This window comes from Nonomuraea sp. NPDC047529, assembly GCF_040642995.1.
Lineage (GTDB): Bacteria > Actinomycetota > Actinomycetes > Streptosporangiales > Streptosporangiaceae > Nonomuraea.
Map to the genome: position 1 here is coordinate 183,591 of NZ_JBEYTJ010000002.1, position 18,547 is coordinate 202,137.

At 73.6% G+C, this 18,547-nt stretch carries 16 protein-coding genes; 7 read left to right on the plus strand and 9 right to left on the minus strand.

The window, feature by feature from the left end; all coding sequences use genetic code 11:
- Nucleotides 1-113: 113 nt before the first annotated feature.
- Nucleotides 114-1,328: a cytochrome P450 gene (locus ABZ815_RS04445; RefSeq protein WP_357693863.1), complete on the minus strand. Its 1,215-nt coding sequence runs from the start codon at nt 1,326-1,328 to the stop codon at nt 114-116.
- A gap of 131 nt (nt 1,329-1,459) precedes the next feature.
- On the minus strand, nt 1,460-3,577 hold the full coding sequence (locus tag ABZ815_RS04450; RefSeq protein WP_357693865.1) for an ATPase: 2,118 nt from the start codon (nt 3,575-3,577) through the stop codon (nt 1,460-1,462).
- Nucleotides 3,578-3,715: 138 nt separating this feature from the next.
- On the opposite strand from ABZ815_RS04450, the gene ABZ815_RS04455 reads away from it, so the two are divergent.
- Nucleotides 3,716-4,720 (plus strand): PP2C family protein-serine/threonine phosphatase, encoded by a 1,005-nt coding sequence (locus ABZ815_RS04455; protein WP_357693867.1) that lies wholly within the window; start codon nt 3,716-3,718, stop codon nt 4,718-4,720.
- 60 nt (nt 4,721-4,780) lie between these two features.
- On the opposite strand, the gene ABZ815_RS04460 is transcribed toward ABZ815_RS04455, so the two are convergent.
- Nucleotides 4,781-5,749, minus strand: coding sequence for an NAD(P)-dependent alcohol dehydrogenase (locus ABZ815_RS04460; RefSeq protein WP_357693869.1), 969 nt, complete (start codon nt 5,747-5,749; stop codon nt 4,781-4,783).
- A gap of 59 nt (nt 5,750-5,808) precedes the next feature.
- Between ABZ815_RS04460 and ABZ815_RS04465 the strand changes: the two genes are divergently transcribed.
- Together ABZ815_RS04465 and ABZ815_RS04470 are read left to right on the plus strand one after the other, a co-directional pair.
- The gene (locus tag ABZ815_RS04465) at nt 5,809-6,465 is read left to right on the plus strand and encodes a helix-turn-helix domain-containing protein (RefSeq protein WP_357693871.1); all 657 of its coding nucleotides are present in this window, start codon (nt 5,809-5,811) and stop codon (nt 6,463-6,465) included.
- Nucleotides 6,466-6,551: 86 nt separating this feature from the next.
- On the plus strand, nt 6,552-8,534 hold the full coding sequence (locus ABZ815_RS04470; RefSeq protein ID WP_357693873.1) for an amino acid transporter: 1,983 nt from the start codon (nt 6,552-6,554) through the stop codon (nt 8,532-8,534).
- Nucleotides 8,535-8,560: 26 nt separating this feature from the next.
- On the opposite strand, the gene ABZ815_RS04475 is transcribed toward ABZ815_RS04470, so the two are convergent.
- The 4 genes from ABZ815_RS04475 to ABZ815_RS04490 all read right to left on the minus strand — a co-directional run bounded on the left by ABZ815_RS04475 (nt 8,561) and on the right by ABZ815_RS04490 (nt 12,908).
- Nucleotides 8,561-9,466, minus strand: a complete 906-nt coding sequence (locus ABZ815_RS04475; protein ID WP_357693875.1) for a phosphotransferase — start codon at nt 9,464-9,466, stop codon at nt 8,561-8,563.
- The gene (locus ABZ815_RS04480) at nt 9,453-9,602 is read right to left on the minus strand and encodes a hypothetical protein (protein WP_357693877.1); all 150 of its coding nucleotides are present in this window, start codon (nt 9,600-9,602) and stop codon (nt 9,453-9,455) included. Before ABZ815_RS04480 ends, ABZ815_RS04475 begins: the two co-directional genes overlap by 14 nt.
- A 100-nt stretch (nt 9,603-9,702) precedes the next feature.
- Entirely contained in the window at nt 9,703-12,180 is a 2,478-nt protein-coding gene (locus tag ABZ815_RS04485) for a PEP/pyruvate-binding domain-containing protein (RefSeq protein ID WP_357693879.1), read from the minus strand.
- Nucleotides 12,177-12,908 (minus strand): helix-turn-helix domain-containing protein, encoded by a 732-nt coding sequence (locus tag ABZ815_RS04490; RefSeq protein ID WP_357693881.1) that lies wholly within the window; start codon nt 12,906-12,908, stop codon nt 12,177-12,179. Before ABZ815_RS04490 ends, ABZ815_RS04485 begins: the two co-directional genes overlap by 4 nt.
- Before the next feature lie 114 nt (nt 12,909-13,022).
- Between ABZ815_RS04490 and ABZ815_RS04495 the strand changes: the two genes are divergently transcribed.
- The 3 genes from ABZ815_RS04495 to ABZ815_RS04505 all read left to right on the plus strand — a co-directional run bounded on the left by ABZ815_RS04495 (nt 13,023) and on the right by ABZ815_RS04505 (nt 14,750).
- A complete protein-coding gene (locus ABZ815_RS04495; protein WP_357693883.1) occupies nt 13,023-13,568 on the plus strand; it encodes a hypothetical protein in 546 nt (181 codons plus the stop codon).
- A 50-nt stretch (nt 13,569-13,618) separates the two neighbouring features.
- Nucleotides 13,619-13,999 (plus strand): hypothetical protein, encoded by a 381-nt coding sequence (locus ABZ815_RS04500; protein ID WP_357693885.1) that lies wholly within the window; start codon nt 13,619-13,621, stop codon nt 13,997-13,999.
- A 79-nt stretch (nt 14,000-14,078) separates the two neighbouring features.
- Complete coding sequence (locus ABZ815_RS04505; protein ID WP_357693887.1) at nt 14,079-14,750, plus strand: DUF6766 family protein; 672 nt, start codon at nt 14,079-14,081, stop codon at nt 14,748-14,750.
- Here ABZ815_RS04505 and ABZ815_RS04510 read toward each other — a convergent pair.
- Nucleotides 14,684-15,520: a 1-aminocyclopropane-1-carboxylate deaminase/D-cysteine desulfhydrase gene (locus ABZ815_RS04510; protein WP_357693889.1), complete on the minus strand. Its 837-nt coding sequence runs from the start codon at nt 15,518-15,520 to the stop codon at nt 14,684-14,686. The genes ABZ815_RS04505 and ABZ815_RS04510 overlap by 67 nt on opposite strands.
- Before the next feature lie 43 nt (nt 15,521-15,563).
- Between ABZ815_RS04510 and galK the strand changes: the two genes are divergently transcribed.
- A complete protein-coding gene (gene galK, locus ABZ815_RS04515; RefSeq protein ID WP_357693892.1) occupies nt 15,564-16,676 on the plus strand; it encodes a galactokinase in 1,113 nt (370 codons plus the stop codon).
- Between the two features lie 5 nt (nt 16,677-16,681).
- On the opposite strand, the gene ABZ815_RS04520 is transcribed toward galK, so the two are convergent.
- Nucleotides 16,682-18,511 (minus strand): glycoside hydrolase family 15 protein, encoded by a 1,830-nt coding sequence (locus tag ABZ815_RS04520; RefSeq protein WP_357693894.1) that lies wholly within the window; start codon nt 18,509-18,511, stop codon nt 16,682-16,684.
- Nucleotides 18,512-18,547: the final 36 nt, after the last annotated feature.

Below are 18,547 nucleotides of genomic sequence, written 5' to 3' on the forward strand. Positions count from 1 at the left end.
TCGGCGAGAACGACAGAAGCGGCCGGGCCAGGGCGATGTCCTCGGACGATGCCCATGAGCCCGGCCGATCAGACCCTATTCCGGATCATGGAAAGCCGGTTTGACAGGCAGAATCAGCGCAACAGTACGGGAACCGCCAGCGGCCCCTCGGTGATGATCGACGCCGTGTAGGCGATCTCCTCCGGCGGGACGGCCAGCCGCAGCCCGGGGAACCTGGTGAACAACGACGACAGCGCGATCCTGGCCTCCAGCCGGGCCAGCGGCGCCCCCAAGCAGAAGTGCGGGCCCCGGCCGAAGCCCAGGTGCCCGTCCTTGGCCCTGCCCAGGTCGAAGCTGCCGGCGTCCGGGCCGTAGCGGGCCGGGTCGGTGCCCGCGCCGGTGAGCCCGACGACGATGGGCTCGCCCGCCCGGATGGTCGTCCCGGCGACCGTGACGTCCTTGAGCGCGTAGCGGAACACCAGGCCGACGACCGAGTTGCGGCTGCGCAGCGCCTCCTCGACCACCTGCTCCCACGCGTCCTCCGTACGGGCGCGGTCGAGCTGGACGGGGTCGGCGCACAGGGCCACGACCGCCTTGGCGATCAGGTGCACGGTCGTCTCGTGACCGGCGACGAGCACGACCCACAGGATCCACAGCAGCTCGTTGTCGGACAGCCGGTCGCCGTCGTCCTCGTTGGCGCGGATGAGGCCGGTGGTCAGGTCGTCGCCCGGCTCACCGCGGCGGCGCGCGATGAAGGCCCCCAGGTAGCCGAGCAGCGACCCGGCCGCCGCGTTCACCTCGTCAGGGGTGGCGGCGTGCGACAACATCACCCCGGTCCACTCGCGGATCTGCGCCCGTTCCTCCCCGGGGACGCCGAACAGCTCGCAGATCACCGCGACGGGCAGCGGCTCGCTGAAGGCGTGCACGAGATCGACCTCGCCGTCCCGCTCGGCCAGGCGGTCGAGCAGCTCGTCGGTCATCTCCTGGACGCGCGGCACGAGCGCGGCCACCCGGGCCGGTGTGAAGGCCCGGTTGACGAGGCTGCGCAGCCGCCGGTGGTCGGCGCCGTCCTTGGTCAGCAGGTGGTCGCCCTGGATGACCTGGCGCAGCGGCCAGTCGGCGGGAACCGTGCCGTCATGCAGCCCGGTGAAGTTCTTGGCGTTCTTGCTGTAGAGCGTGTCGTCGTTGGCCAGCACCTCGTCCGTCGCCTCGTAGGAGGTCACCAGCCAGCCGTTCACCTCCCCGGGCAGCAGGACGGGCAGGACGGGGCCGTGCTCGTCCCGCAGGCGGCGGATCGTCTCGGACGTCCGCTCGCCGGGAACCGGGAACGAAAGGGGACGGATGTCCAATGCAGCCTCCCATGTACGGATGTCTCCCTACTCTCCGTGGTAACGCCGATACAGCCAAGAGGTGAGGCTGTCACCGTCAGGCGGGCAACATCTGCCTCCTCCGCCACGTCGGAGCCCCGAGGCCGGCGGTCTCACACGTTCGGCAGCCCCTCCTCCTCGGGTTCGAGCGCGTACCCGATCCCGGCGTCGACCTCCCCGTCGTACCCGGCGCGGAACGCCGACTCGTACGCGTCGTCGCCCAGGGCCTCGCGCGCCTGCCGCTCGCACTCCTGCCGGGCCGCCACCCAGGCCGGAACGCTGGCCTGCGCCTGCCCGTGGGTGCTCCAGATCCGCTGCGCCAGCCCGAGCAGCCGGGCCGCGCGCTCCGCCCGGCCCGCCGCGCCCGCGCCGAGCGCCAGCAGGTCGACGGTCAGCCCGATCCCGAAGTCGTCGTGCAGCCGCCGCTTGGTGCGCAGCGCGGCCTGCCCGTAGGCGACGGCCGCCCCCACCCGTCCGCGGGCCAGCTCGGCCTGGCCGCGCAGCAGGTCGCCGTGGGAGCGCATGGCCTGCTCGCCGCAGCGGTCGCACAGGGCCCGCAGGTCCTCCAGCACCGCGATCGCCTCCTCGATCCGGCCGCCCACGGTGTGCGCGACCGCCCGGCACATCAACGCCAGCAGCCCCGCGATCGTCAGGTCCTCGTCGCTCCAGCGCATCGCGTACGCCGGCTCCGACTCCGTCATGGCCTGCTCCAGGTCGCCCCGGATCACGCCGGCCGACGAGCGCAGCGCCTTGACGCACAGCGCGGCGAAGGCGTCGTCGGGGTCCGCGGCGGCCTCGCACTCCTCGGCCCGCGCCTCGACGGCGGCGGCGTCCCCCTGGGTGGCGGCGAGCAGGCCGTCGGCCCACAGGGCGCGGGCGCGCACCCCGCCGGGAGCCTGGTGAGGCGCCGGATCGAGGGCCAGGGCCTGGCCGAGGTAGTGGCGACCCTCCTTGGCGTAGCCGCAGCCGTACCAGAAGAAGGCCAGCGTGCCGGCCAGGTCGAGGGCGGCGGCGCCGTCCCGCTCGCCGAGCGCGGTCTCCAGCGCGGCGCGCAGGTTGTCGTGCTCGCCGACCATCCGGTCGTACCACGACGGCTGCGCGGAGCCGAGCCAGCCGGCCGCGCCGCGTACCGCCAGGTCCTGGTAGTGGGCGCGGTGCCGGCGGCGCAGCTCCTCCTCCTCGCCCAGGCCGCGCAGCCAGCCGGCGCCGTACTCGCGCAGCGTGTCGAGCATGCGGTAGCGCTCCCCCGAGCCGGTCGGCAGCCAGGTCAGGATCGACTCGTCGGCCAGGGCGTCGAGCAGCAGCCCGATGTCGCCCTCGGGAAGGCGCTCGTCGGCGCACACCCGGCGGGCCGCCTCGGCGTCGAAGTCCCCGGAGAACACCGACACCCGCGCCCACAGCAGACGCTCGGCCGGCTCGCACAGCTCGTGGCTCCACCCGACGGCGGTGCGCAGCGCCTGATGCCAGGGCGGGTCGGCCTCCTGGACGAGCGCGAGGTCGTCCTCCAGCGTGGCGAAGCGGTCCTCCAGCCGGTCGGCCAGGTGGCCCAGGGGCAGGTCGCGCAGCCGGGCGGCGGCCAGCTCGATCGCCAGCGGGATGCCTTCGAGCCTGCGGCACAGCCGGACGACGTCGTCCCGGTTGGTGTCGGTGACCTCGAAGGTCGGCATCGTCTCCGCGGCGCGCTCGACGAGCAGGGTCACGGCGTCCTGGCCGAGCAGCGCGGTGGCGCCCGCCGCCGGCACCGGCAGCGGCTCGACCACGATCACCAGCTCGGGGTCCATCTCCAGCGGACGGCGGCTGGTGGCCAGGACGTGCAGCCCCGGCACCGCGGCGAGCAGCGCCTCGACGGTCGCCGCGCAGGCCCCGACCAGGTGCTCGCAGGTGTCGAGCACGAGCAGCAGCTCGCGGCCGAACAGGTGCTCGGCCAGCACCTCGGCCATGGGCCTGGTGGTCTGGTCGGTGACCCGGAGTGCCTCGGCGATGGCGTGCGGCAGCAGGGTGCCGTCGTCCAGGGGCGACAGCTCGACCAGCCAGGAGCCGCCGGCGAAGTCGGCCCGCAGGTCGGCGGCGGCACGCAGGGCCAGGCGGGTCTTGCCCACGCCGCCCACCCCGGTCAGCGTCACCAGCCGCGAACGCCGGCACGCCCTCCGCACCTGCTCCAGCTCGTCGCCGCGGCCGATCAGGCTCGTGAGTTCCGCTGGAAGGTTGCCTGCCTGCCACTTACCTGCCATCGTGATCGCCACCTATCGGATGAAGTTGTGAAAGCAGCTTGCCGGAACCTGATGCACTGCGTGACTAAAAGTGAGAAAGTAGCTACTCACCCTGTTCGCCGCGTCCGGAAAGAAGAAGCCGATAACCGGAGACATACCATGCGTTCACAGCGAGGCTGGTTCCTGCTGTTCCTGCTGGTCGAAGTGGTTGTCGCGCTGTTCGTCACCTTCCGGGGCGGCGGTTTCGACCCTCTGACGGGTCTGCTCGTCCTCGCCGCCGCGGCCGGGTGGATGTACGTGAGCTTCCGGATGCAGCGCGGCCAGGAGCGCGAGCTCGCCCGGGTCCGCCAGATCGCCGAGCTCGCCCAGCAGGCGATCGTCCGGCCGCTGCCGCCCCGGCTGGGCGGCATGAGCCTGGCCGTCCACACCCGTTCGGCCACCGACCAGGCGCTGATCGGTGGCGACCTGCACGACGCGCTGGTCACGCCCACGGGCGTGCGGCTGATCGTCGGCGACGTCAAGGGCAAGGGCATGGAGGCCGTCCGGCTCAGCGCCGTCGTGCTGGCCGCCTTCCGCCGGCACGCGCCCGTCGTGCCCGACCTGGTGGCGCTGGCCGCGGCGCTCGACGCCGACCTCGCGCCGCACCTGGGCGAGGAGGACTTCGTGACCGTCCTGCTGGCCGAGTTCGTGCCCGGCGAGGTGCGGCTGGTCAACTGCGGCCATCCGGCGCCCCTGCGCATCGGCCACCGCCTGGAGACCCTGGAGCCGCCCGAGCCCTCGCCGCCGCTGGGCCTGGGCCCCGAGCCGCGGATGCGGCGCGCCGGTCTCGGCCCCTCCCAGCGGCTGCTGCTCTACACCGACGGCCTGAGCGAGGCCAGGGACGCCGACGGCGTGCACTTCCCGCTCGACCGGCAGGTCCGGCACGCCCTGGCCGCGCCGGGCCTGGACCACGCGCTGCCCAACCTGCTCGACCTGCTCGACGAGCACGCCGGCGACCTGCGCGACGACCTGACGCTGGTGCTGGCGCAGCCGATGCCCGCGCCGGACCCGGCCGAGCGGGCGGCGGGCCCCGCGCCTGACCCGGCCGAGCGGGTGCCCGGGCCCGTGCCGGGTGGTCCGGGCGTCACCGCCCTCCCGGCGGACTCCCGCGACGACGGCTTCTAGCCGCTTCTAGCCGTCTGCGACGGCGGTGCCGTGGTGGACGTTCGGCGTGTCGTACCGTTCTCAGGCGATCCGTACGACGACCTTGCCGCGTACGCCGCCCTTCTCCAGGGTCCGGTGTGCCTGGGCGATGTCGTCGAAGGGGAAGACCGTGTCCACGACCGGGCGGATGGCGCCGCTGTCCACGTACCGGGTGAGGTCGGTGAAGAGCCGGGTGGTGGGGTTGCCGCTGAAGAAGCGCACCCGCCGCCGCCCGTGAACGGCCGAAGCGGCGATGTACGCCAGGGACGCCGCGATCCTGCGCTGGTCGAAGGCGATCGCCACCATCCGGCCGGACGGCGTCAGCAGGCGGCGGAAGGCGGCGTGCTCGGTGCCGGCGGTGTCCAGGATCACGTCGAACCTGCCCAGGTCCGCCGGGGCGACGGCGGCGTAGTCGTACGCCTCGTGCGCGCCGAGGTCGCGGACGAGGTCGAGGCCGCGCGCCCCGGCGAGTGCGGTGACGTGGGCGCCGAGCGCCCGGCCGAGCTGTACCGCGACGACGCCCACGCCGCCGCTGCCACCCCGGACGAGCAGGCGTTCGCCCGGCCTGAGCGCGGCCAGGTCGCGCAGCGCCGTGATGGCCGTCGTGCCCACCGGGAGCGCCGCGGCCGTCACCAGGTCGAGTCCCGCCGGGGCCGGGGACAGACGGCGGGGGCGGATCGCCACGTACTCGGCGGCGCTCCCGAACGTGCGTCCCAGCGCGCCCCACACCCGGTCTCCTGCCTTCGGGCCGGTCACCCCGGGGCCGAGGGCGACGATCTCGCCGGTGAGGTCGATCCCGACCCGTTTCGGGAAGCCCCGCTGCATCAGCCCGGTCACCAGGCGCAGCCGGCCGGTCCGGCCGTGCACCTCGCCGCCGTTCACGCTGACGGCGTGCACCCGCACCAGCACCTGTCCGGGGGCGGGGACCGGCTTCGGCACCGTGCCCACGTACAACTCCTCCGGCGGCCCGTACCGGTCGAACAGGGCCGCGCGCATCTGATTCGTCTCCATACGGACGACGCTAGCTCGCTAACCGGACGGCCCCCTCCACTTACGCTAATGTGAGAAATATGGCTGATCATCCCTCTCAGTTGGCGTCGGCCAGGGACCTGCGGGCGGACGCGCGGCACAACCGGGCGCGCATCCTCGGCGCGGCGCGGGAGACGTTCTCCGCGCGCGGTCTGGACGCGCCGATGGTGGCCATCGCCCGGCGTGCCGGGGTCGGGGTGGCCACCCTCTACCGGCGGTTCCCGTCCCGCGAGTCCCTGATCACGGAGGTGTTCGCGGACGAGCTGGCGGCGTGCGCGTCGGCCGTGGACGACGCTCTGGCCGACCCGGATCCGTGGCGGGGGTTCCGCGGGGCGATCGAGAAGGTGTGCGCGATGCAGGTCGCCGACCGGGGGTTCACCGAGGCCTTCCTCACCGCGTTCCCGGACGCGATCGACTACGAGCGCACGCGGTTGCGGGCCGAGCGGGGCCTCGCCGAGATGGTACGGCGGGCCAAGGCCACGGGCCGGCTGCGGGCCGACTTCGACGTCGCGGACCTGGTGCTGCTGTTCAGGGCCAACTGCGGCCTCATCGCCGGTGCGGGGGAAGGGGTGGAGGCGGCGTCGCGGCGGTTGGTGGCGTACCTGCTGCAGTCCTTCGGCGCCGGGCACGCCGAACCGCTGCCGCCGGCACCGCCGCTCACGCTCGGCCACCTGATCCGAACGGTGAACAGCTCCTAGGGCGGGGACCGCGGCGCGCGCTCGCGGAGGCCGACCCCCTAGTGTGGGGACGTTCGTTTGGCGGTGTCCCTTGAGAGGAAGTTCCGGTGAGCGGTACCGGTGGGCTGGCCGTACCCGAGTCGGTCGAGAGCGCGGCCCGTACCGGGCCGCCTTCGAGCGGTCTGGCGCGGTGGCTGCTGCGGCACCAGGTCCAGCCCGTCGGTCCGGAGTCCGCCGAGGGGCACGGCGAGCCGCAGCCCTGGTGGAAGGTCATGTGCCTGACCGGCGTCGACTACTTCTCCACCCTCGCCTACCTGCCCGGCATCGCCGCGCTGGCCGCCGGCGCGCTGTCGCCGCTGGCCACCCTCCTCATCGTGGGGCTGACGCTGCTGGGCATGCTGCCGATGTACCGGCGGGTGGCCAAGGAGAGCCCGAACGGGCAGGGGTCGGTCGCCATGCTCGAACGCCTGCTGCCGTTCTGGCGGGGCAAGCTGTTCGTGCTGGTCCTGCTGGGGTTCGTGGCCACGTCGTGGATCATCACGATCACGCTGTCGGCCGCCGACGCCTCGGTGCACGTGCTGGAGAACCCGTACTTCCCGAGCTTCCTGCACGGGCACGCGGTGATCATCACCGTGGTGCTGCTGCTGGTGCTCGGCGGGGTGTTCCTGATGGGCTTCACCGAGGCGGTCGGCGTCGCGATCCCGCTGGTGGCGCTGTTCCTGCTGCTCAACGCGGTCGTCGTCGCCGTCGGGTTCGCCGACGTGGCGGCCGAGCCCGAGTCGCTGTCCCGCTGGACGGACGCGCTGCTGACCGGGCGCGGCGGCTTCACCGGGCTGCTCGGCCCGGCCGTGCTGGCCTTCCCGCTGCTGGTGCTGGGCCTGTCCGGGTTCGAGACGGGCGTCAGCATGATGCCCCTCGTGGCGGCCCAGGGCGACGACCCCGAGCAGCGGCTGCGCTCGCGCATCGCCAACACCCGCAAGCTGCTGACCGTGGCCGCGCTCATCATGAGCGTCTACCTGATCGCCACCAGCTTCGTCACCACCGTGCTCATCCCGGCCGACCAGTTCGCGCCCGGCGGGCAGGCCAACGGCAGGGCGCTGGCGTACCTGGCGCACGAGCGCCTCGGCGAGGGCTTCGGCACGGTCTACGACATCAGCACCATCCTCATCCTCTGGTTCGCCGGCGCCTCGGCCATGGCGGGCCTGATCAACATCGTGCCGCGCTACCTGCCCTCGTACGGCATGGCGCCCGAGTGGGGCAGGGCCGTGCGGCCCGTCGTGCTGGTCTACACGGCCATCTGCGTCCTGCTCACCCTGGTCTTCAACGCCGACGTCGACGCGCAGGCCGGCGCGTACGCCACCGGCATCCTGGCCATGATGGTCTCCGGCGCGGTCGCGGTGACCATCTCGGCCGTCCGGCGCCGCCAGACCCCGGCCGCCATCGGGTTCACCGTGCTGACGCTGGTGCTGCTCTACGCGCTGGTGGAGAACATCAGGGAGAAGCCCGACGGCATCACCATCTCGGCGTTCTTCATCCTCGGCATCGTCGCGATCTCGCTGATCTCGCGGGTGTCGCGCACGACCGAGCTGCGGGCCGACCGGATCGAGTTCGACGAGGTGGCGCGCCGGTTCGTCACCGACTCACTCGACTACGACGGCGCGCTCAACATCATCGCCAACCGGCGCGGCCCCGGCGACGCGGCCGAGTACCTGGCCAAGGAGAGCGAGCAGCGTTCGATGAACCCGGTGCCAGGCCGGGCCGACGTGCTGTTCCTGGAGATCGACGTCATCGACCCCTCCAGCTTCAGCGACGTGCTGCGGGTGCGCGGCGTCGAGGTCGACGGCCACCGCGTGCTGCGCGCGGAGAGCCCGGCGGCGCCCAACGCCATCGCGGCCGTCCTGCTCGCGCTGCGCGACGCCACCGGGGTGCGCCCCCACTGCTACTTCGAGTGGGCCGAGGGCTCGCCGATGGTCCACCTGCTGCGCTACCTCATCCTGGGGCGCGGCGACACCGCCCCGGTCGTCCGCGAGATCATCCGCAAGATCGAGACCGACCCGCAGCGGCGGCCCGGCATCCACGTCGGTGGCTGACCGGCGGCTGACCGACAGCGGCCCGGTCAGGCCCAGCGGGCGCGCAGCCAGGCGAGGGTGGCGCGGCGGGAGCGTTCGCGCCGGTCGCGCAGCGGCGGCGGCGCGGGCAGGGTGGCCGCGCGCGTCCAGTAGCCGAGCAGGGCGACGAGGAGGGCGTCCACCTGGCCGGCGGGCGCCCGGCGGCCGAGCGGGTGCGCGGTGAGCACGCGCTCGGGGTCGCGCGGTCCGAGGTCCGACTGCAGCAGCAGGCAGACCAGGTCGGCCCAGGCCGGGCCGGTGCAGGCGCGGCCCCAGTCCACCAGGCGGGCGGTCCCGTCGCCGTCGATGAGGATGTTGTCGTAGCGCGGGTCGAAGTGCAGCAGCGTGTCCCCGGCGACCAGGCCGGCCCAGCGGCGTTCGACCTCAGCCAGGCGGGGCAGGTGGGCGCGTTCCCAGGCTCCGGCGCGGGCGGGGTCGAGGGTGTTCCACAGCTCGCAGCGGCCCGACATGCGCCCGGCCAGTGTGGGCAGGCCGCCCAGCGGGGACGGGGTCAGCTCGCGGGCGCACGCCGTGAGCAGGCCGAGCGCGGCGGCCAGCTCGTCGTCGTGCCAGGGTTCGTGCGGGACCCTGCCGGGTGCGACCCGCGAGCAGAGCAGGACCCAGCCCGCCTCCTCGCACGAGAACAGGAACCGGGGCGCGGGCACGCCCGGCGGCAGGGCGGCGGCGACCACCGCCTCCGCCCGGTAGTCGGCCGCGTGCCCGGAGGCGGCGGGCACGGCCTTGACGAACACCCGGCCGCCGCCGGTCAGGGTGAGCACGCCGCGCACGCCGCCGGTGAAGCCGCCGTGCCGCTCCTGGAAGCCCGCCGCCGCCCGGCCGAGCCGCCGCTCGACCTCCCGGACGAGGGCGCCGGGCACGTCGTCCCACGTGTACGGCTGGTCAGGTGGTGTCATCCGGGTGCCGGGGCTCCTTCTGGAGGTCGGGCTGCGGGCCGTCGCGGTCGGGGCCCAGCAGGGCGAGGCGGAAGCGGGCGCAGCGTGCTTCGAGCTCGCGCTCGTCGTCGAGGATCCACTGTTCGATCATGGTCATCCAGAGAACACACCGGCCGCCGGCGGGCGGCCGACTTGGCGCAGTCTTTTCACCGCGGCGACCTTTTCACCGCGGCAACCCTTTCACCGCGGCAACCCTTTCAGCGCAGCAACTCGACCGTGCCGCGCTCGCCGTCCACGCGGACGCGGTCGCCGTCGCGCAGCCGCATGGTGGCGTTGCCGGTGCCGACCACGGCCGGGATGCCCAGCTCGCGGGCGACGATCGAGGCGTGCGACAGCGGCGCGCCCATGTCGGTCACGACGGCGGCGGCGCGCGGGAACATGGGGGTCCAGCCGACGTTCGTCAGGGTCGTCACCAGGATCTCGCCGGGCTTGAGCCGGTCGCCGTCCTCCGGGCCGGCGATGACCCTGGCCACGCCCTCGACCACGCCGGGCGCGCCGGGGAACCCGGTCACGGTGTCGCTGACCGGGACGTCGAAGCCGCGGGCGTCGTACACGTCGGCCCGGCGGCCGGGGTCGGCGGCCCACCGGACGGGGTCGAACCGGCCGACGATCACCGTCGGGTACGGCGGCAGCGCGGCGTACAGGTCGTGGGTCGCCCGCCGTACCGGCACCCGTTCCAAGGCAGAGGGGTCGCCGCGCAGCACGTCGAGGATCTCCTCCAGGTAGAGGTGGAACAGGTCGTCGCCGTGACCGGTCAGCTCGCCGGCGCGCACCACGAACGCCCGCAGCACCCAGAAGGCCCGCATGTTCTCCGAGCGGGCGTTCTCCCGGTCGCGGACGACCGCGTTCCACCGCCGTACCCGGGCGCGCATCTTGGCCTCCTTGCCCGGGTGGCGGGCGGCGAACCTCGCCCACGCCTCCTGCCTGGCCTTCTCCTGGCGGGCGAGCAGCGCCTCGGTGCCGGCCCGCAGGTCGCGCAGGCCGGTGAGCTGGGCGTCTATCCAGGCCGGGTCCTCGCCGGGCCGGGGCCGGGAGACCTCGAACTCGTGCGGCCCGCGGTGCCCGTAGGCCAGCGCGAACTCCTCCCTGCTGATCTCGCCCCTGGCCAGCCTGCCCAGGCCCAGGACGGGCCCGAGGCTGGCCAGCTCGCCGTCGGCGTTCACGCCGGTGAGCATGGCCTCGGCGTCCACCTCGCCCATCAGCCTGCGCAGCCGGTCGCGGGTCCAGACGAGCGTGGCGCCGCCCTGGCGGCCGGCGGCCTCCAGCATGCGGCTGGAGGTGACCACGTGAGGCTTGATCTCGGCCGTCCACAGGTCGGCCAGTTCGGGGCCGGAGGAGGTGGCGGCGACGCGTTCGCGCAGTTCCTCGCAGCGCCGCCGGGAGGCGGCGAGGAAGGCCGGCATCTCCTTGAGGTTCCGGCGCACCCGCCGCTGGAGGTTCACGGCCATCGGCAGGACGCGCCTGATGATCTCCCAGCGGGACAGGCCCACCAGGGGCATCTCCAGGCCGGGCGGCAGCTTGCCGAAGACCTGCTCGACCGCGCCCAGCCTGCTCCGCATGCCCAGGGCTGCGGCGATGGAGTGGACGACGCTGAGGTTCATGTAGAACCGGCCGCCGATGTTGCCCACCAGGTCGAAGCCGGGCAGCGCCGAGGCCGACATGGCCTCGTGGATGAACAGCCGGACGAAGGACCAGGTCGCCGGGGTCATCACGTCGGGGATGGCCTCGCCCAGGTTGCCCGCGGTCCACAGGTAGTCGCCCTTGAGGCTGTCGTTCCACTCCTCGACCTGCGGTTTCAGGCCGGTGATCGGGCGGGCCTGGAGGATCGCGAACGTGCCGTCGCGCCTGGCCCACTCGACGTCCATGGGCAGGCCGTACAGGGCCTGGACGCGCTCGCCGAGCGCGGCCAGCTCCACCGCCTGCGGCGGGTCGAGCACGGGTCGGCGGCGCAGTTCCTCGGGCACGGGCTCCTCACGGGTGCCGCTCGCGGTGCGCACGGTCATGACGGTCTTGTCGGCGACCCGCGACCCGGTGACCCGGCCGCCCGACAGGGTGATCGTGTCCGGCGTGACCTGCCCGCCGACGACGGCCTCACCGAGCCCCCAGGAGGCGTTGACCACGATCTCGTCGCGCGCGCCGGTGACCGGGTCGGCGGTGAACATGATCCCGGCCGCGTCGGCGTCCACCAGCTCCTGGACGACCACGGCCAGGGCCACGTCGTCGTGCGGGACGCCGTTGCGCTCGCGGTAGGCGACGGCGCGCGGGTTCCACAGCGAGGCCCAGCAGCGGCGGACCGCCTCCAGCAGCCCGTCGCCCCGGATGTTGAGAAAGGTGTCCTGCTGCCCGGCGAACGACAGCTCGGGCAGGTCCTCGGCGGTGGCCGACGAGCGCACGGCCACCGCGACGTCGTCGCCGAGCACGGCGTGCGCGGCCTCGATCTGCGCGGCCAGGCCGGCCGGGATCTCGTGCGCGGCGAACAGCGCGCCGGGGTCGCCGGAGGAGGCGATCTCGTCGCCGAACGCCGACACGAACGACCGGTACGCCCCGGTCGTGACGACGAACCCGCCGGGCACCGGCAGCCCCGCCCTGACCAGCCGGGCCAGCGAGGCGCCCTTGCCGCCCGCGGTGTCGAGGTCGGCGGCGGCTTCGTCGTCGAGGGGGATGACTTCCTTCACTGCACGCGCTCCTTAGCAGGGCTCATGGATGTCGCCAGTTTGCGCCGGGCGACGTCGGCGAGGGCGTCGAGGAGGTCGAGCGTGGCCCGCGCGACGGCCGCGGCGTCGGCGGGCGGCAGCGCGCGTCCGGTGCCCACCGCGCGTTCGACGGTCTCGGCCAGCAGCTCGGCGACCCGGTCGTCGGGCAGCCGCTCGGACTCCGGGCGCGCGCCGGGCAGGAACATGAAGCCGTAGAAGATCGAGCCGATCACCATGACCTGCTCGGCCGGCTCCTCGCGCACGGCGCCCAGCTTGACCAGCTCGCGCAGGTAGGCGTCGAAGGGGCCGCCGAGTTCGAGTCCGCCGATCGACGGGCGCTGCCGCTTGAGCCGGGTGAGCTTGCCGAGCACCTCGGAGTCGTCGAGCAGGACCGCGTGCAGCAGCGGCCGGTGCAGCAGCGCCGAGGCCAGCCTCCCGAACAGCCCGCCGAGGGTGGCGGGCGCGGCCTCGCGCACCCGGTCCAGCATGAGCACCCGCTCGCGCCGCAGCAGCGCGGCGAACAGCTCGTCGCGCGTCTTCCAGTGCAGGTAGATCGTGCCCTTGGCGACGCCGGCGCGCCTGGCCACGTCGTCGACGGTGGTCTTGTCGTAGCCCCAGCGCAGGATCAGCTCGGCGGCGGCGTCGAGGATGCGGTGGGCCCGCTCGGCGTGCCGCGCGGGGTCCTGCGGCGGCCTGCCCGCTCTGGCCATTCTTCGCCCTCCCATTGTTTGACCAGATGAGCTTATATGGTCACGTAATTACCGACAAGACCCAGATCTCCCGTACCCCGCCGGGCGGCCCCGCCGGGCCGTAGCGTAGGGGGCATGGGCAAGGCGTTCTGGATCGACCAGGAGTTCGACAGGGACCGTGACGGGCGCTACGCCGTACACGTGCGCAAGAACCTCGACGAGTTCGAGTGGGGTGACATCGCGCCGGTCAGGTTCGCCTGCGCGGCCTGGCGGCTGGCCACCTCGCCCTCGCTCACCCCCGGCTACGTGCGCTGGGACCGCCGCGTCCTGGAGGCCACCTGCCACCGCAACACCTGGGACGGCACCCTCTACGCCCGCGTCCAGATCGCCTCGCCGCTCCCCGAGGAGCTGACCAGGTCGCGGGCCTGGTGGCGCGACCGCGGCTGGCTGGGCTGGCAGGAGACCTTCGGCCAGTACGTCGAGCCGAGCCAGCAGGACCTGGCGCGCATCCCGTTCCTGCGCGCCACACTGCTCGTCGAGGCGCCCGTGCCGCTCGACGACCTCCCGCCGGAGCCCGAGGGCCCGCACGACGAGGTCGAGCAGCGGGCCCACCGGGCCGTGGTCGTCCTGGCCCGCGAGCTCAACGCCCTGGTCACCCCGGTGCTCGACCAGCTCGGCTAGCCGGCGCGCCCGGCAGCATGCCCTGAGCCCCTGGGGGTAGCGGGTGGCTCATGAGATTCCCGTTCGTCGTTCCGGCGCTCCTCCTGGCGGCCGTCGGCTGCGCCGTGGACACGACGTCCCCCGCGCGGGCCGCCGAACGGTTCCACGCGGCCGTGGCGGCCCACCAGGAGGACGCCGCGTGCGGGCTGCTGGCCCGTACCACCGCCGACAAGCTGCCCGACCCCGGCCAGACCTGCGCGCAGGCGCTGGGCGACGTCAAGCTGGGCCCCGGCGGCCGGGTCACCGAGGTGAACGTGTGGGGGAACGAGGCCCAGGTGCGGCTGGCCGGCGACACGGTGTTCCTCCACCGCTTCGCCGACGGCTGGCGGGTGAAGGCCGCGGGCTGCCGGCCCGTGCGCGACCTGCCCTACGAATGCGAGGTGGAGGGCTGATGCGGGTGATGTTCACGCTGACCCTGCTCGTCATCGCGGCGGGGCTGGCCTGGTTCTTCGCCATCGGGTGGGCGCGGTTGTGAGGTGGCTGAAGGAGAACTCCCTGTCGCTGGCCTTCCTGGTCATGTTCCTGCTGGCGCTCGGCGGCCAGGCGGTGGCCGGCATGCTCCAGTTCAACGACCTGCAACTGGTCCAGGGCGCCGACCCGGTGTCGTTCGCCGAGTACGTCACCTCCTCCGACTTCGCCGTGGACGTGGCCGAGAACTGGCAGTCGGAGTACCTGCAGTTCTTCCTGTACATCATGCTGACCGTCTGGCTCGTGCAGAAGGGCTCCCCCGAGTCCAAGAAGGTGGAGGACGCCGGGGCCGAGTCGGACGAGCAGCAGCAGATCGGCGCGCACGCCACCAGCTACTCCCCCGCCTGGGCCAAGGCCCGCGGAGCCCGGCTGTGGCTGTTCAGCAACTCGCTCGGCCTGGTGATGGGCGTCATCTTCGTGCTGTCGTGGCTGGCCCAGTCGGTGGCGGGCCAGGCGGCCTACAACGCCGGACGGCTCGGCGACCTGCGCGACCCCGTCTCGTGGGGCCAGTACGTGACCTCCGCCGAGTTCTGGAACCGCAGCCTGCAGAACTGGCAGTCGGAGCTGCTGGCCGTGTTGTCGATGGTGGTGCTGTCGGTCTACCTGCGTCAGCGCGGCTCGCCCGAGTCGAAGCCGGTCGGCGCCCCGCACGCCGCCACGGACGTCGAGGGCTGACCGGTCAGCACGGCGACGACGCGGGTGCCCGGCGCGAAGGCCCCCTGCCGGGCCAGGTCGAGCACGCCGTAGAGCATCTTGGCCACGTAGACGCCCTCGACCCGGTGCTCGGCGGCGAACCGGTCGAGGACGGGGGTCGAGCGGGCGTAGCCGCCGAAGTGGTAGTCGAGGTTGACCGACCAGTTCGTCCAGGTACGGCCGTACGCCTCGCGCTGGAGCCGGGCCACCTCGTCCGTCAGGAAGCCGGCCCCCTTGAGCACCGCGAAGCCCAGCGCCCGCCTGCCCTCGGGCAGCCCGGCCGCGATGCCGGCGAGGGTGCCGCCGGTGCCGACCGGGCAGCAGACCACGTCGTAGTCGACGCCGATCTCCGGCGGGAGCTCGGCGCAGCCGCGCACGGCCGCCGCGTTGCTGCCGCCCTCCGGCAGGATCGTGACGTCCCCCCAGCGCTCCCGCAGCCGCGCCTGCACCTCGGGCGTGTGCTTGAGCCGGTAGGAGGCGCGGTCGAGGTAGGTGAGCGTCATCCCGCAGGAGACGGCGAAGGCGAGCGTGGGGTTGAGCGGCAGGTGCTCCTCGCCCCTGATCACCCCGATCGTCTCGATCCCGTGCAGCCTCCCGGCCCGGGCCACGGCCCTGATGTGATGGGAGTACGCCCCGCCGAAGGTGAGCAGCCGCCGATGGCCCAGGTTGTACTTGAGCTTGCGCCGCTTGTTGTCGTCGTGCATCAGGAACACCCGGACCTCGCCGAGCGCTGGATCCAGGAGCTCCTCCATGGCGCTAGTCTACGGTCGGGCCTTTGTTGAGGAGTGTTGGATTATGCGCGTTGCTGAAGCTTTTCGTGCCGCCTTCGGTGCCGATCCCCGCACGGTCTGGCGCGCGCCCGGCCGGGTCAACCTGATCGGCGAGCACACCGACTACAACGACGGTTTCGTCCTGCCCTTCGCGGTGCCGTGGGGCGTGAGCGCCGCCGTCACCCCGCGCGCCGACCAGACCATCCGCCTGCTGTCCCTCCAGTCCTCCGGCGGCCCGGTCGAGCTGTCGGCCAGGGAGGAGGCGACCGGCTGGGCCCGCTACGCCGTGGGCGTGCTGGCCATGCTCGGCGACCGGGTCGCGGGCGCCGACATCGCGATCGACGGCGACGTGCCCCAGGGCGCGGGGCTCAGCTCCAGCGCCGCCCTGGAGGTGGCCGTCGCCTCCGCGCTGAACGACGTCCACGGGCTCGGCCTGACGCCGATGGAGATCGCCCTGCTCAGCCAGCGGGCCGAGAACGACTTCGTCGGCATGCCGTGCGGCATCATGGACCAGGCCGCCTCCGCGCTGTGCCAGGAGGGCCACGCGCTGTTCCTCGACTGCCGCTCGCTCGGCTCCAGGAACATCCCCCTCGACCTGGCCGCCGAGGGCCTGAGCATCCTCATCATCGACACCCAGGTCCACCACGAGCACGCCGGCGGCGAGTACGCCAAGCGCCGCGCCGAGTGCGAGTCCGCCGCCCGGAAGCTGGGCGTGCCGTCCCTGCGCGACGTCACCGACCTGGCCGCGGCCCTCGACCGGCTCCAGGGCGCCGAGCGCAAGCGCGTCATGCACGTCGTCACCGAGAACCACCGCGTCGAGGCCCTGATCGGCCTGCTGCGCGCGGGCAAGGTCACCGAGATCGGCGCCCTGCTCAACGCCTCCCACCTGTCGCTGCGCGACCAGTACGAGGTCTCCTCGCCGGAGCTCGACGTCGCCGTGGAGGCCGCCTTCCGCGGCGGGGCCCGCGGCGCCAGGATGACGGGCGGCGGCTTCGGCGGCTCGGCCATCGCCCTGGTCCCCGACGCCCGCCTCGACGACGTGCGCGCGTCGGTCACGGCCGCCTACGCCGAGCGCGGCTTCCAGGCCCCGCGCTTCCTGTCGGCCACCGCGGCCAAGGGCGCCCACCGCCTGGCCTGAGCCGGTCAGGGCGTCCGGGCCGCCCCCGCCCGGGCCAGGTTGACCCCGCTGGCGATCACCCCGATGTGGCTGAACGCCTGCGGGAAGTTGCCCGCGAACGCGCCCGTGGCCGGGTCGATCTGCTCCGGGAGCAGGCCGAGCGGGCTGGCGCGGGCGCACAGGGAGGCGTACAGCTCCTCGGCGCGGGCCCGGTGGCCCTGGAGGATCAGGTTGTCCACCAGCCAGAAGCTGCACAGCAGGAAGGCGCCCTCGTCGCCGGGCAGGCCGTCCGGCGACTGCTCGTGCAGGTAGCGGTAGAGCAGGCCGTCCCCGGCGGACAGGCGTTCGGCGACGGCCGCGGTGGTCGCCGCCATCCGCGGATGGTTGGCCGGCACGACCTTGCGCAGCGGCAGCGCGAGCAGGCTGGCGTCCAGGCCGCTGCCGCCGTCGAGGTGCTCGCCCAGGCACTGCGCGTCCTCGTTCCACGCCTGTTCCAGGATGAGCCGGCGCAGCTCCTCGGCCGTGGACCGCCACCTGGCGATCGGACCGGCCAGGCCCAGCCGCTCGCCGATGGCCGCGGCCCGGTCCAGCGCCACCTGGCACATGCCCGCCGAGTAGGTGAAGACCCGGCCCTGGCTGCGTACCTCCCAGATGCCCTGGTCGGGCTCCTGCCAGGTGCGCGCGGCGGCCTCGGCCAGCTCCGACAGCCCCGACCACAGCGCGGGCTGGAGGTCGCGGCCGGGCAGCAGCCACTGGTCGGCGCAGTCCAGCACCTCGCCGTAGACGTCGTGCTGGCGTTGGTCGGCCGCGCCGTTGCCCCACCGCACCGGCGCCGAGCGCCGGTAGCCCTCCAGATCGGGGTCGACGACCTCCTCGGGTACGGGGTCGCCGCGCAGCGTGTACATGATCAGCGGATCGCCGCTCTGCTCGAAGGCGTCGAGGACCCAGCCGAGGAAGCCGTCGGCCTCCTCCTCGAAGCCGACGCGGCGCAGCGCGAAGACGGCGTAGGCGGCGTCGCGGATCCACGTGTAGCGGTAGTCCCAGTTGCGCACCCCGCCGACGGGCGCGGGCAGCGAGGACGTCGGCGCCGCCACCAGCGAGCCGTTGACCCAGTCGTCGCACAGCTTCAGCGTGATCACCGAACGCCGGACCAGCGCCTCCTGCGGGCCCCGGTAGCCGCACGCGCCCATCCAGCGCCGCCAGGCGTCGGCGGTCTGCCGCAACATCGCCTCGGGGTCGAACCGGTGGTGGCGGTGGATGCGCCCCCACGACAGCACCAGGTCGAGGCGGTCGCCCTCCTGGAGGTCGTGCACGGTGCGCAGCCCGGTCAGCGGCCGGTCGGAGCGCAGATGCAGCCGCAGGTCGGGCCGCCGGGACGCGCGCACCTCCAGGCCGCTGCCGAGCATCCGGGCCTGCCCGCCGCCGCGCGGCTCCAGCTCCGCCCGCAGGCGTACGCTCCCCGCCAGGACGACCGCGGACCGGACCAGCTCGCCCCTGCCGCCGCCCGCGTCGTCGCTGAGGTCGGCGCCGGCGCGCAGGACCAGCGCGTCGGTGATCCGCACCACGCCGGACGGGCCGCGCAGCTCGGTGACCAGCACGGCGGTGTCCGGCTCGTAGTACTGCCTGGCCTCGCGCAGGTCGTCGGCCGTCAGCGTGAAGTGGCCGCCGCGCTCGTGGTCCAGCAGGCCGCACAGCAGGGGATCGCTGTCGAAGTCGGGCAGGCACAACCACGGGATCGAGCCGTCGAGACCGACCAGCGCCGCCGTGGTGCCGTCGCCGATGAGGCCCAGGTCCTCCAGCGCCGGGTAGCCGTCCCGGCGGCGCACCGGGCGGAAGGGTGGGTCGAGGTCGAGCATGGCCGGCGTTCTCCTCAGTGCTTCTCGGCGCTCCTC

Bases quoted from the DNA above. Each gene is read 5' to 3' on its own strand.
- ABZ815_RS04450 (WP_357693865.1), bottom strand. From the start codon at position 3,577: ATGGCAGGTAAGTGGCAGGCAGGCAACCTTCCAGCGGAACTCACGAGC.
- ABZ815_RS04455 (WP_357693867.1), top strand. From the start codon at position 3,716: ATGCGTTCACAGCGAGGCTGGTTCCTGCTGTTCCTGCTGGTCGAAGTG.
- ABZ815_RS04460 (WP_357693869.1), bottom strand. From the start codon at position 5,749: ATGGAGACGAATCAGATGCGCGCGGCCCTGTTCGACCGGTACGGGCCG.
- ABZ815_RS04465 (WP_357693871.1), top strand. From the start codon at position 5,809: ATGGCTGATCATCCCTCTCAGTTGGCGTCGGCCAGGGACCTGCGGGCG.
- ABZ815_RS04475 (WP_357693875.1), bottom strand. From the start codon at position 9,466: ATGACACCACCTGACCAGCCGTACACGTGGGACGACGTGCCCGGCGCC.
- ABZ815_RS04480 (WP_357693877.1), bottom strand. From the start codon at position 9,602: ATGACCATGATCGAACAGTGGATCCTCGACGACGAGCGCGAGCTCGAA.
- ABZ815_RS04490 (WP_357693881.1), bottom strand. From the start codon at position 12,908: ATGGCCAGAGCGGGCAGGCCGCCGCAGGACCCCGCGCGGCACGCCGAG.
- ABZ815_RS04495 (WP_357693883.1), top strand. From the start codon at position 13,023: ATGGGCAAGGCGTTCTGGATCGACCAGGAGTTCGACAGGGACCGTGAC.
- ABZ815_RS04500 (WP_357693885.1), top strand. From the start codon at position 13,619: ATGAGATTCCCGTTCGTCGTTCCGGCGCTCCTCCTGGCGGCCGTCGGC.
- ABZ815_RS04510 (WP_357693889.1), bottom strand. From the start codon at position 15,520: ATGGAGGAGCTCCTGGATCCAGCGCTCGGCGAGGTCCGGGTGTTCCTG.
- galK (WP_357693892.1), top strand. From the start codon at position 15,564: ATGCGCGTTGCTGAAGCTTTTCGTGCCGCCTTCGGTGCCGATCCCCGC.
- ABZ815_RS04520 (WP_357693894.1), bottom strand. From the start codon at position 18,511: ATGCTCGACCTCGACCCACCCTTCCGCCCGGTGCGCCGCCGGGACGGC.